4 protein-coding genes are annotated in these 13,615 nt (G+C 74.0%); all 4 read right to left on the bottom strand.

Annotated elements, in window-relative coordinates; genetic code table 11:
* Window positions 1-55 precede the first annotated feature (55 nt).
* Genes AMA02S_RS35055 through AMA02S_RS35040 form a run of 4 tightly spaced genes read right to left on the bottom strand, consistent with a single transcriptional unit; the run spans window position 56 to window position 13,584 of the window.
* Window positions 56-1,483 carry an NAD(P)/FAD-dependent oxidoreductase gene (locus AMA02S_RS35055; RefSeq protein WP_169806953.1) on the bottom strand — a complete coding sequence of 476 codons (1,428 nt, stop codon included), beginning with the start codon at window positions 1,481-1,483 and terminating at the stop codon, window positions 56-58.
* A 2-nt stretch (window positions 1,484-1,485) separates the two neighbouring features.
* Complete coding sequence (locus AMA02S_RS35050; protein WP_067467664.1) at window positions 1,486-1,914, bottom strand: nuclear transport factor 2 family protein; 429 nt, start codon at window positions 1,912-1,914, stop codon at window positions 1,486-1,488.
* Between the two features lie 38 nt (window positions 1,915-1,952).
* A complete protein-coding gene (locus tag AMA02S_RS35045; RefSeq protein WP_067467661.1) occupies window positions 1,953-2,390 on the bottom strand; it encodes a nuclear transport factor 2 family protein in 438 nt (145 codons plus the stop codon).
* Window positions 2,368-13,584 carry a type I polyketide synthase gene (locus AMA02S_RS35040; protein WP_067467658.1) on the bottom strand — a complete coding sequence of 3,739 codons (11,217 nt, stop codon included), beginning with the start codon at window positions 13,582-13,584 and terminating at the stop codon, window positions 2,368-2,370. The genes AMA02S_RS35045 and AMA02S_RS35040 overlap by 23 nt, the downstream gene beginning before the upstream one ends.
* Between the last annotated feature and the right edge of the window lie 31 nt (window positions 13,585-13,615).

Genomic DNA, 13,615 nt, shown 5'->3' with positions numbered 1-13,615 from the left:
GTCCGCCCGAGCGCACGAGCGCACGGGCGGACGCGGTGGCGGCCTCCGGGCGGGGTTACGTGGTCCCTCCGATCCGGCTGAAGTCCAGGTTCACCAGCGCCATCTCGTCGGGGCGCAGCGGCGGACCGGACAGCTCCGGATACAGCGCACCCTTGTGCAACAAGGACAGGAAACGGGCCGACCCCATCTCCGACTGCGGGACGGTCAGGCTCATGACGTCCGTCACCACCGCGCACACCTCCGGATCACGGATCGTCTTGGAGGTGATGAAGTCGCTGAACCGCAGCCGCTGCTCGGTGTCGGAGCCGACGAGCCGGGGGTCGGTGGTCTTGCTGCGGGAGTACACGTAGTCGATGTCCTTGAACGCGGCCAGGATCCACGGGTCGTCCACCACCGTCCCGATCGCCCGCTGGATCCGGCGAGCCGCGTCCGCGGTGTATCCGGACTCGCCGAGCTGGTCGTCCAGGATGGCGGCCGACCGCGCGGCGGAGCTCATGCCGTGCCCGTAGACCGGGTTGAAGGCGGTCAGCGAGTCACCGACGACGAGCAGCCCGTCCGGCCACTCCTCGAGCCGTTCCGGATACAGGCGCCGGTTCGCGCCCGACCGGGACCCGTAGACGGGGGTCAGCGGTTCGACCGACGCCAGCAGGTCGGCGATGAGAGGGTGCGCCAGCGTCTCGGCGAACGGGAGGAACTCCTCCTCGCGCGTGGGCAGGTCCGCGCCGCGGGTGCACGACAGCGTCGCGATCCAGCGGCCCCCCTCGACGGGGTACACGACCCCGAACCGGCCGGGGAGCTTCACCCCGGCGTCGGAGACGATGTTGACGGCGGGGAACTCCGCCGTCGCGCCGGGCGGCGCCTGGAAGATCCGCGTGGCGTACGCGATGCCCGCGTCGACCACGTCCTCCTCGACCGCGGGGACGCCCAGTTCCCGGAGCCAGTGCCCGAGACGCGAACCGCGCCCCGTCGCGTCGACGACCAGATCCGCCTCCAGGACGGCCGCCTCGCCGGCGTCCAGGTCGCGGACGACGGCGCCGGTGACCCGGCCGCCGTCCGCCGCGAGTCCGGTGACCTCCGCGCGCTGCCGCACGGTCACGCGGCCTGCGGAGAGGATCTCGTCGCGGACGACCCAGTCCAGCAGCGGACGAGTGCACAGCAGGGCGAACTGGGTCGCCGGGAAGCGCTGCTGCCAGCCCCGCGTCGTGAGGGTCACCAGGTCTTCCTGGAAGCCGAGACGGCGGGCGCCCAGGCCGAGCAGCCGCTCGGTCGTGCCGGGCAACATAGCCTCGATGAGGTGCGCGCCGTTCGACCACAGCAGGTGGGCGTGGCGCCCCTGCGGTACCCCCTTGCGGTGCCGGGGGGAGTCGGGCAGGACGTCGCGCTCGATCACCGTGACGGCCGTGAAGTGCCGGGCCAGCACGTGGGCGGCCAGCACCCCCGCCATCCCGGCGCCCAGCACGACCGCATGCGCTGGTCTGCTCATGGTCAGCTCGCTGTCCCTTCCGGGATCAGGCCGGTGCCGGCGGTGGTCCCACCGGGCACGCCAATGGCCATGTCGGTCATGCCCCAGAAAGCCCGGACGTGCCGTCCTCGTCCGTCCTCGTCGACCTCGACGACACCGATGATGTTGAAGGTCATGGGCGTGGGGGCCTGGAGTTCCACCGTCGTCTGCGTCACCACGAACCTGTCGTCCATGGACGTCACCGGTCGCGCCGGCGTCTCGTACACGCGGGCTGAGACGGCCAGCTCGATGTGCCGCCGCAGCGCCTCCCTCCCCACCAGCGGTGGCTGGCCCACCGGGTCCTCGAAGACGACGTCGTCGGTGAACAGATCGAGCACACCGTCGACATCGCCCTCGTTGAGCCGCCGGGCGTACTCCACGGGCATTCGCTTGCGGGCAGCCTCGTCGGGCATGCGCACCTCCGCATCGGGTCGCCGACCTGGGGACCAGGTCAGCTGGTCACTGTGAGATCGGATCGTCCCCAGAACGCCTTCAGCTCCCGGATGAGGCCGGTGGCGTCCATCCGGAGCATCACCATGGAGTGGCGCTCCAGCCGCCGGCCTTCCGGCGCGGCGGGCGGCACCAGCCAGCCGCGCTCGGCGAAAGCGGGGCCCTTGGGCTGGTAGTCCATGACGGCGCTGACCGGAACCACCACGTGCGCGCCGTCCTGGCCGGCAACCGGCTCGCCGGGGTCTTCGTGGAGGTTCGCCGCGACGTACTCGGCGAAGTGCGCGCGCAGCGACGCGCGCCCGGCCCCCCGGTCTCCGCCGACGGGGTCCTCGAAGACGACGTCGTCGGCGTACAGCTCCAGGAGCCCGTCGACATCGCCGGCGTTCAACCGCCGGAAGTGCTCAAGCGCCAGGTCCTTACGGCTGCGCTCGCTGGTCAACGTCGTCTTGAACGCCGTTGCCGCCGCCGTTGCCGGCCCCGTTGCCGGTCCCTCTGCCGAGCTCCCGGTCGATGAACTCGAAGATCTCATCGGTCGTCGCCTCCTTGATCTTGCTGGTCATCTGGTCCGCCGGTCGTGCGGCGCCGTTGTGCCCGTCCGCCGCGCCCGGCTCGTCCAACCGGCGGAGGGCTGCCCGCAGGCGCTCGGCGAGCGTCGCCCGCGCCTCCGCGTCGCGGGCCAGCGCCACGAGCGAGCCCTCCAGCCGGTCGATCTCGCCGAGGACCGGGCCGAGCGCGTCGCACGCCTGGGGATCGAGCTCGGCGAGCAGATGCCGGGCCAGTTCCGCCGGCCCGGCGTGGTCGAAGACGAGGGTGGCGGGCAGCCGCAGCCCCGTCGCGGTGGCGAGCCGGTTACGCAGCTCGATGGCGGTCAGCGAGTCGAAGCCGAGGTCCTTGAACCGCGCCGCGGCGTCGAAGGGACTCGCCGGGTCGTGCCCGAGGACCGCCGCGGCGTGCGTGCCGACCAGGTCCAGGAGCGCCTGCTCCCGGTCGGCCTCGGGCAGGGCCGCCAGGGACGCCGCGAGTGCGGGCCCGGCCGGCCCCGCGGGTTGCGCCTCGCCGCCGCGGACGAGATGGCGAAGGACCGCCGGGGTGTAGTAGCCCTGCGCCTGGCGGCGCATCATGGCGAGGTCCAGCCGAACCGCCGCGAGCAGCGGACCACCGCCGGTGAACCCGACGTCGAACAGCGCGAGCCCCTGCTCGGCGGTCAGCCCGATGACGCCGGCCCGGGAGTGCCGCGTCAGATCCGCCTCGGACAACTGCTCCGACAGGCCGGTCGTCACGTCCCAGTAGCCCCAGGCCATGGACGCCGCGGGCAGGCCCTGCGCGTGGCGGTGCTGGGCCAGCGCGTCGAGGAACGCGTTGGCCGCGGTGTAGGCGCCCTGCCCGGCGCCCCCGATCAGGTTGGTGACGGAGGAGAACAGCACGAACGCCGCGAGGTCCATGTCCCGGGTGAGGTCGTGCAGGTGCCAGGCGGCGTCGGCCTTGGCGTGCAGGACGGCGTCGAGCTGGTCCGGCGTCATGGACCGCACCGTCGCGTCCTGGGCGATGCCGGCGACGTGGACGACGGCGGTGAGCGGGTGCCGTTCCGGGACCGAGTTCAGGAGGGCGGCCAGCGCGTCCCGATCGCCGACGTCGCACGCGGCGACGGTGATCTGGGCGCCCAGCCCGGTCAGCTCGGCGGCCAGTTCGGCGGCGCCCGGAGCGTCCGGACCCCGGCGGCCCGCGAGCAGGAGGTGCCGGGCGCCGTGCCTGGCGACCAGATGCCGGGCGACCAGGGCACCGAGGCCGCCGGTGCCGCCGGTGACCAGGACGGTGCCGTCCGGGTCCGGTCCGGCGGGCACGGTGAGCACGGTCGTCGCGAGGCGGTGTTCGCGGTCGGAGCCGCCGAAGGCGTCCGGTGCCGCGCGGACGTCCCAGGACGCCACCGCCGGCGGGGCGAGTGTGCCGTCCTCGAACAGCGTGGCCAGGCCCGCGAGCGCCTCCCGGACGTGGTCCTTACCGGCCGACAGCGGGGAAAGGACGCGCGCCTCGACGAACCGGCCGCCCGGTCCGAGCAGGCGTCGGGACGCCTCGACGGCACCGGATGGCGTCGCGGCGCTGGAGGTCGAGGCGTCGAGCACCACGGCGACGCTGCCGTGGGCGCTTCGGATTCGGTCCTCCAGGCCGGGGTCGTCCGAGAAGCCGATCTGGTCGTCGTCGAGGCCGCACGCGCGGAGCAGGTCCCTGTCGCGGGGATCGGCGACGGCGTGGACGGCGATCCCTCGGCTGCGGGCCAGCCTCAGCGCGGCGGGGCCGACCCCACCGTCGGTCACGTGGACGAGCAGCGACTCCCCGGGCCGCGGGCCCGCGAGCCCGTCCAGCGCGTGATGGGCCGCGAGATAGGCGGCCGGAGCCGCGGCGGCCTGGGCGAAGGACCACCCCGGCGGGACGGCGGTGACCAGGCGGTGGTCGGCGACGGCGGACGGCCCGACGCCGTCGAACAGGCCCATCACCTGGTCACCGGGGACGAGTCCCTCCACATTGGGGCCGGTCTCGACGATGATGCCCGCGCCGCTGACGGAGCCGGGCACGCCCGCCTCACCGAAGGCGCGGGCCGCGTCACGGAACTCCGTCCCGGCGGCGCGCAGCGCCACGCGCACCTCCCCGGCCGCCAGCGGGTCCGTCCGCTCGGGCAGGTCGGCGAGGACGAGGTCGTCCGCGCCGCCCCCGGCCATCTCCAGCCGCCAGTCCGCCGAGCCGACCGGCGGGGAGAGCCGGTCGCCCTCGTGGTGGACGAGGCGGGGCACGCGGGCGTCGCCGTCGCGCAGGGCGACCTGGGGTTCGCCCGACGCCAGCGCGGCGGGCAGGGCACGGAACGAGGCGTCCCGGCCGTCGAGGTCGAGCAGGACGATCCGGTCGGGATGCTCGATCTGGACGCTGCGCACGAGCCCCCACAGTGCGGCGCCGGGCAGGTCGCCGATCCCGTCGCGGGCGTCCACCGCGACCGCGCGGCAGGTCACCACGACCAGCCGGGAGGTTCCCTCCTCGGCATGGGCGAGCCACTCCTGCAGCAGGGACACGGCGTCCCCCGCGGTCCGATGGGTTCCCTCGGACGTGCCGGTCCCGTCCCCGGGCCCGGTGAACACGGCGAGCGTGACGTCGGGAGCGTCCGCGCCGTCCGCCGCGGAGTCGAGCGCCGCGAGGTCGGGATGGACGGCTGCGCCGGGCAGCGCGGCGGACAGACCTGCGGCGACCGGGTCCCCGTCGGGGGCGATGATCGCCGGTCTGAAGGCGGCGGTGCCCTCGGCCGCACGCAGCGGCGACCAGGAGAGCCGGAAGAGCGTGTTGCGGCCCGCTCGGCGTGCCCGGTCGAGATCCTCGGCCGGGACGGGGCGGACGCTCAGCTCGGCCAAGCTGACCACGGGCGCGCCTGCGGGGTCGACGGCCAGCAGGGAGAGCCGCCCCGACGTGGTGGTGAGCCGTACCCGCAGAGCGGTCGCGCCGGCCGCGTGCAGGCGCATGCCGCTCCAGGAGAAGGGGAGCAGGATCTGGTCGGGATCGCCGGTCCCGCCTTCCGCGGCGTCCAGGATCAGGGCGTGCATGGACGCGTCGAGGAGGACGGGGTGGATCCCGTAGTCGCCGGCCCGGCCGCGTTCCTGCTCCGGCAGGGCCACGTCGGCGTAGATGTCGTCGCCGAGCCGCCACGCGGCGACCAGGCTGCGGGACGCGGGCCCGTAGTCATGGCCGAGCTCGGCGAGCCGGCGGTAGGGGTCACCGGCCGTGATCGGAGCGGCGCCGGGAGGCGGCCACGCGCCGCCGAACGGCGCGGGCCGGGTGGCCGGCGGGGCCGGGTCGACGAGCCCGGCGGCGTGCCGCGTCCAGGTGGGGGCGTCGGTGTCCGCGTCCCCCGCGGGACGGGAGTGGACGGTGAGGGGGCGACGGCCGTCGTGGTCGGGGGCCCCCACCGTGACCTGGAGGTCGACCGCACCCTCGTCCGGGAACGCCAGCGGTGTGTGCAGGGCGAGTTCCGCCACGTGGTCGCACCCGGCCCGGGCGGCCGCCTGCAGGGCCAACTCGGCGAACGCGGTGCCCGGCAGCAGAACGGCGTCCATGACGCGGTGCTCGGCCAGCCACGAGTGCGCCCGATACGACAGGCGACCGGTGAGCAGGCGGGTGTCCTGGTCGGCGAGGTCGACGGAGGCTCCGAGCAACGGGTGCCCGGCCGGCGCGAGACCCAGCCCCGCGGGGTCTCCGGTGGCGGGACCGGTCGGGTCCAGCCAGAACCGCTCCCGCTGGAACGCGTAGGTGGGGAGGTCGACCGGACGCGGGGTGCCCGTGGCGGGGAGGAATCTCGTCCAGTCCACCTCGACGCCCGCGGTGAAGGCGTGGGCGAGGGCCCTGGCGATCTGCCGCCGGTCGCCGTGGTCGCGGCGCAGCGTCGGGACGGCCGTGGCCGCGGTCGCGGCGCGCTCGAAGCACTCCTGCATCCCCATGGTCAGCACCGGATGCGGGCTGACCTCGATGAACACTCGGTACCCGTCGTCCAGCAGCGCGTCGATCGCGGCGCCGAAACGCACGGGCCGCCGTACGTTGGACAGCCAGTAGCCGGTGTCCAGATCCGCGGTGTCGTGTCGTCCGCCGGTGACGGTGGAGTAGAACGCCGTGTCGGTGTCCGCCGGCCGCAGCCCATCCAGCTCCCCGGCCAGACCCGGGATGATGCGGTCGATCTGCGGTCCGTGTCCCGCGACGTCCGAGTCGATCTTCCGCGCCCGCGTCCCCGCGCCCTCGCACGCGGCGACAATGGCGGCGACCTGGGCGGGCGACCCGGAGACGACGGTGGAGGCGGGCCCGTTGACCGCGGCGACGACGAGCCCGTCAGCCCCCTCGCCCAGCTGCGCGATCAGTTCGGCGGCCCGGTCCTCGCCCACGCCCAGCGACGCCATCGCGCCCTCCCCGGAGAGCCGCCGCAGCGCGCTGCTTCGCGCGGTGACGATCCTTGCGGCGTCGCGCAGGGAGAGTGCTCCGGCGACGCAGGCGGCGGCGATCTCGCCCTGGCTGTGCCCGACGACGGCGGCGGGGATGACTCCGTGGTCGGCCCAGACCGCCGCCAGGGACACCATCACCGCCCACAACACCGGCTGCACCACGTCCATGCGGCCCAGGCCGGGGGCGTCCGCCGCCCCCCGCAGGACCTCGGTCAGCGACCAACCGGTGAACGGCGCCAGCGCCTGCTCGCACTCGGTGATCCGCGCGGCGAACACGGGGGAGGACTCCAGCAGATCCGCCGCCATCCCCGGCCACTGCGATCCGTGGCCGGGGAACACCAGCACCGGGCCCGCCGGCGAGCCGGTCTCGGCTCCTTCGAGCACATCCGAGCGTGCCTCGCCCCGCGCCAGCGCCGCCACGCCGTCGAGGAGCCGGTCGCGGTCCTCTCCCAGGACGACGGCGCGGTGCTCGAACGTCGAGCGGGTGGTGATCAGCGACCAGGCCACGTCGGAGGGCGGTCCGGGCGGCCCCGCCACGACCCGCTCCGCCAGCGCCGCCGCCTGCGCCTGTAGCGCCGGGCGGGAGCGGGCGGAGATCACCCAGGGGGTGAGGGCGGGCTCGTCCGGACGGTCGTCGGCCGGTTCCTCCTCGGCTGGGGGCGGTTCCTCCAAGATCAGGTGTGCGTTGGTGCCGGAGATGCCGAAGGCGGACACCGCGGCGCGGCGCACGCGGTCATGGCGGGGCCAGTCCTGCGCGCGGGTGAGGAGCCGGACGGCGCCGTCGTCCCAGTCGACGTGGGGGGTGGGCTGGTCGATGTGCAGGGAGGCGGGGAGCGCGCCGTGCCGCAGGGCCATGGTCATCTTGATGACTCCGGCGACGCCCGCCGCGGCCTGCGTGTGGCCGATGTTGGATTTCACGGAGCCGAGCCAGAGGGGGTGATCGGCGGGGCGGTCGCGTCCGTAGGTCGCCATGAGCGCGCCGGCCTCGATGGGGTCACCGAGGGTGGTGCCGGTGCCGTGCGCCTCGACGGCGTCGATGTCATCGGGGGAGAGGCGTGCGTTGGCCAGGGCCTGGCGGATGACGCGTTCCTGGGCGGGACCGTGGGGGGCGGCGAGCCCGTTGCTGGTGCCGTCCTGGTTCGTCGCCGAGCCGCGGATCACCGCCAGCACCCGGTGGCCCTGGCGCCGCGCCTCGGACAGGGGTTCCAGGACGATCATCCCGACTCCCTCGCCGAACCCCGTGCCGTCGGCGGCGGCGGCGAACGGCTTGCAGCGTCCGTCGGCCGCCAGCGCGCGCTGGCGGGAGAACTCGATGAACGAGTTGGGCGTGGACATGACCGTCGCTCCGCCCGCCAGGGCGCGGGTGCATTCGCCGTTCCTGATCGCCTGGCAGGCCAGGTGGATGGCCACCAGTGAGGACGAGCACGCGGTGTCCACCGTGACCGCGGGCCCCTCTAGCCCGAGCGTGTAGGCCACCCGGCCGGAGGCGACGGCGCCGAGGTTGCCGGTACCGATGTACCCCTCCACGTCACCCGCCCGCCGGCTGACGACACCCAGGTAGTCGAAGATCGTCAATCCGGTGAACACTCCGGTGGCGCTGCCTTCGAGGGCCTCGCGGCTCAGCCCGGCGTGCTCGACGGCCTCCCACGCGGTCTCCAGGAGCAGCCGCTGCTGGGGGTCCATCGCGACCGCCTCGCGCGGGTTGATACCGAAGAAGGCCGCGTCGAAGTCGCTGATGTTGTCGAGGAAGCCGGCCTCGTTGGCATAGCTCGTGCCCGGGTGGTCCGGATCGGGGTCGAACAGGGAGTCCAGGTCCCAGCCCCGGTCGTCCGGGAACGCCCCGATCACGTCACCGCCCGCCGCGACGAGCGTCCACAGGTCCTCCGCCGAGGTGATGCCGTTCGGGAAGCGGCAGGCGGTCCCGACGATCGCGATCGGCTCGTCCCGCGCGGCCGCCACCGGGGCCCGCTCCGCCTCCTGCGGCCTGGTGCCGGACAGCTCGGCCTGGATGTAGGTCGCGAGATCGTGCGGCGTCGGGTGGTCGAAGACGACGGTGGTGGGGAGTTGCAGGCCGGTGGAGGTGTTGAGGTGGTTACGCAGCTGGACGGCGGTGAGGGAGTCGAAGCCCAGCTCCTGGAGCGGCTTGTTCGGCGGGACGGAGTCGGGCCCCGTGTGCCCGATCGTGCCGGCGGCCTGAACCTGGATGTGGTGGAGCAGGATCTGATGCCGCCTGCCGGGCGTCACCTCGGCCAGCTTCTGGGCGAGGGGGGTGGCCGGGGCGGCCGGCCGGTGGGCGTCGGCCTTCTTGTTCTCGGGCAGGTCTCCCAGGAGGGGGCTTGGGCGCTGTGCGGTGAACGTGGATGCGAACCGGCTCCAGTCGATGTTGGCCACGGTCAGGGTGGTCGTGCCGTCCGCGATCGCCTGGAGGAGCGTCTTGAGCGCCAGGTCGGCGGCGAGCGGGTTGAGGCCGAAGCGGCTGAAGAAGGCGAGCGAGTCCTGGTCGGCGGCCATGCCCGCCTGGCTCCACGGTCCCCAGGCGACACAGGTCGCGGGGAGCCCCTGGCCGCGGCGGTGCTCGGCGAGGGCGTCCAGGTGGCTGTTCGCCGCGGCGTAGGCGGCCTGCTGTCCGCTGCCCCACGTGGCGGCGCCGGAGGAGAACAGGACGAAGGCGTCGAGGTCGAGATGCCGCGTGAGCTCGTGCAGGTGCGCGGCGGCGTGCGCCTTGGGACGCAGCACCTCCTCCAGAGCGCGAGGATCGAGGTCGTTGACCGCGATGTAGTTCGGCACGCCCGCGGCGTGGACGACGGCGGTGAGGGGGTGCTCGGCGGGGACCTCCGCGAGCAGCCGCCGGACGGCGTCCCGGTCGCCGACGTCACAGGCGGCGACGGTGACGGCCGCGCCGAGGTCGGTCAGTTCGGCGGCCAGTTCCGAGGCGCCGGGCGCGTCCGGGCCGCGGCGGCTGGCCAGCAGCAGATGGGGGGCGCCCCCGGTGGCGAGCCGGCGTGCCAGGAGGGCGCCGATTCCGCCGGTGCCGCCGGTGATGAGGGTGGTGCCCGCGGGACGCCATTCGCCAGGCGGCTGGGACGCCGCGGGCGCGTGCTCCAGACGGCGCGCCCAGACGGCGGTGGCACGGATGGCGGTCTGGTCCTCAACCTGCCCGGGGGCGAGCAGCGCCTGTAGGCGCGCGGCAGTACGGTGATCGATGGTGGCGGGCAGGTCGATCAGGCCGGCCCAGGTCCGCGGGTTCTCCAGAGCGGCCACCCGGCCGAGTCCCCAGACCTGTGCCTGCACGGGATTGACCAGCGGATCGCTGGGGCCGGTCGAGACGGCGCCCTGGGTGAGGGTGTACACGGGCGCGGTGGCGCCGATGTCGTTGAGGGACTGGACCAGGGCGGTCGTGGCGGCCAGCCCGGCGGGCAGTGCAGGATGCCCGGCGTGTGGGCTTTCGTCCAGGCCGAGCAGGTTGACGACGCCGACGGGTGGCGCGCCCTCGCGGGACTGGCCGAGCAGGGCGGCGAGCGCGCCCCGCTCGATACGCGGAGCATCGATGAGCTGCGCGTCGATGGTGGCGCCCTGGGTCCGCAGGACCTGGACGACGGTCCGTACCGCGGGGTGCTCGGGATGGGCCGTCGGAACGAGCACGAGCCACGTCCCCGCGTCCAGGGCCGGGGCCGGGCCGTCGGGCAGGTGTTTCCAGGTGACGTGGTAGCGCCAGGAGTCCAGGGTGCTCTGCTCGCGGTGCTCGCGCCGCCAGGCCGAAAGGACGGGCAGCGCGGGCCGGAGCGCGCCGGTGGTCTCGGCGTCGTCCGCGACCTTGAGCACACCGGCGAGCGCGTCGACGTCGAGGTCCTCGATCGCCTGCCAGAGCCGGTCCTCGGCCGGGGAGTGCCCGTTTCCGCTGGCGGGGGCCGCTGTGGGGGGCTCCAGCCAGTAGCGGCGACGCTGGAAGGCGTAGGTGGACAGCGTCACCGCCCTGGGGGGCGGGTCGGTACGGAACCAGCCGTCCCAGTCGATGTCGACGCCGTTGACGAACGCCTCGCCCAGCGACCGGAGGATCTGGGAAGGGTCGCCGTGGTCGCGGCGCAGGGTCGCCAACGCGATGGCGGGAATCCCGGCCTGTTCGACGGTGTCCTGGACGGCGACGGTCAGGACGGGGTGGGGGCTGCTCTCGATGAAGACGCGGTACCCGTCGGCGAGGAGCGCTCCGATCGCGTCCGCGAACCGGACGGGTTGCCGCAGGTTGGTGATCCAGTACCGGGTGTCGAGCCCGGTGGTGTCCACGCGGGCGCCGGTGACGGCGGAGTAGTAGTGCACCGTGGCTCGGGACGGTTGCACGCCCGCCAGGCCGGTGGTGAGCTCCTCGGTGAGCTGGTCGATCTGGGGGCCGTGAGAGGCGTAGTCGACGTCGATGGACCGGGCCCGCACTCCCTGGCCCTGGGCGCTCTCGACCAGGGCGGCGATGGCGAGGGGCGGACCGGAGACGACCGTTGCGGACGGGCCGTTGACCGCGGCGACCACCACGCCGTTCCCGCGGTCGCCCAGCCGGGAGATCAGCGCCGCCGCCTCCTCCTGGGACACTCCCAGGGAGGCCATCGTCCCGTGGCCGGACAGCCGCCGCAGCGCACGCGCCCGGACCGCGACGACCCCGGCAGCGTCCGCCAAGGTCAGCGCCCCGGCGATGCAGGCGGCGGCGATCTCCCCCTGGCTGTGTCCGACGACGGCCGCGGGCCGCACACCGTGCTCGGCCCATACCGCGGCCAGGGAGACCATCACCGCCCACAGCACCGGCTGGACCACATCCACCCGGCTCAGATCGGCCGCGCCCTCGGCGCCGCGCAGCACTTCGGTCAGCGACCAGTCGACGTGGGGGGCGAGCGCCCGCTCGCACTCGGCGATCCGGGCGGCGAACACCGGCGAGGACCCCATCAGGCTCGCGCCCATTCCCGTCCACTGCGACCCCTGCCCGGGGAACACCAGCACCGGGCCCGGACCGGTCGGGCCGGCCTCACCGGTCGTCACCGCCGGATGCGCCTCACCCCGCGCCAGGGCCCGCACGCCCGCCAGCAGCGTGTCGTGGTCCTCCCCGGCCACCACGGCTCGGTGGTCCAGGAGGGTGCGCGTCTTGATCAGCGACCAGCCGATGTCGACGCCGGACGGCCCGGAGGCGGCCGACGCGTGCTCGGCCAGCCCTCGGGCCTGGGCGCGCAGTGCCTCCGGGCTGTGACCGGAGACGATCCACGGTGTCGGCCCCTGGATGTCAGCGGACCGCTCCGGGGGAGCCTCGTCCGGTGCTTGTTCGAGGATGAGGTGAGCGTTGGTGCCGGAGATTCCGAAGGCGGAGACGCCGGCACGCCGGGGCCGGTGCCGATCAGGCCAGTCGGTGTGGTCGGTGAGGAGTCTGATGGCGTCGCCGGCCCAGTCGACGTGGTGGCTCGGCCGGTCGATGTGCAGGGAGGCGGGCAGGAGACGGTGGTGCAGGGCCATGGCCATCTTGATGACGCCGGCGACGCCCGCCGCCGCCTGGGTGTGGCCGATGTTGGATTTGACGGATCCGAGCCAGAGGGGCTGGTCGGGGGGCCGGTTGTGCCCGTAGGTGGCGAGGAGCGCCTGGGCTTCGATGGGGTCGCCGAGGGTGGTGCCGGTGCCGTGTGCCTCGACGACGTCGACGTCGCCGGTGGTGAGCCCGGCGCTGGTGAGGGTCTGGCGGATGACGCGTTCCTGCGAGGGGCCGTTGGGTGCGGTGAGCCCGTTGCTGGTGCCGTCCTGGTTGACGGCGGTGCCGCGGATGACGGCATGGACGTGGTGACCGTTGCGTTGAGCGTCGGAGAGCCGCTCCAGGAGGACGAGTCCCGCGCCCTCGCCCCATCCGGTGCCATCGGCGCCGTCGGCGAAGGGTTTGCAGCGCCCGTCGGGGGCCAGCCCGCGCTGGCGGGAGAACTCCGTGAACGCCCCGGGGGTCGCCATGACGGTGGCCCCGCCGGCCAGCGCCAGGGTGCAATCGCCGTCCCGCAGCGCTTGGACCGCGAGGTGGATCGACACCAGCGACGACGAGCAGGCGGTGTCCACCGTCACTGCCGGGCCCTCCAGCCCGAACGTGTAGGCCACGCGGCCGGACGCGACGCTGCCGAGGCTGCCGGTCCCGATGTAGCCCTCCACCTCGCTGCTGGTCTGCGGGATCAGCGTCGTGTAGTCGTATCCGCTGATCCCGGCGAACACGCCGGTGTTGCTGCCGGCGAGGGCGTCGCGGGTGAATCCGGCTCGCTCGAAGGCGTCCCAGGCGGTTTCCAGCAGCAGCCGTTGCTGGGGGTCCATGGCCACGGCCTCGCGGGGGCTGATGCCGAAGAACCCGGCGTCGAAATCGCCCACGTCGTAGACGAAACCGCCCTCGCGCACGTAGGACGTTCCCGGGTTCTCAGGGTCCGGGTGATAGAGCGCCTGGAGGTCCCAGCCACGGTCGGTGGGGAAGCCCGAGATCGCGTCGGCGCCGTCGGACACGAGCTGCCAGAGGTCCTCCGGGGATCGCACACCGCCGGGATAGCGGCAGGCCATGCCGACGATCGCGATCGGCTCGCTGTCGGCCGACTCGGCTCTGAGCAGCCGTTCGCGTGCCTCCCGCAGCTCAGCGGTGACCCACTTGAGGTTGTCGAGAAGCTTCTCCTCGTTCGACATCTATCACAGGCTCCTTGGGCGAAACGGGGGA

This window comes from Actinomadura macra NBRC 14102 (assembly GCF_001552215.1).
GTDB classification, from domain to species: domain Bacteria; phylum Actinomycetota; class Actinomycetes; order Streptosporangiales; family Streptosporangiaceae; genus Spirillospora; species Spirillospora macra.
The sequence above is the reverse complement of the archived record's forward strand: the minus strand, read 5'-3'. Positions and strand labels throughout refer to the sequence as shown.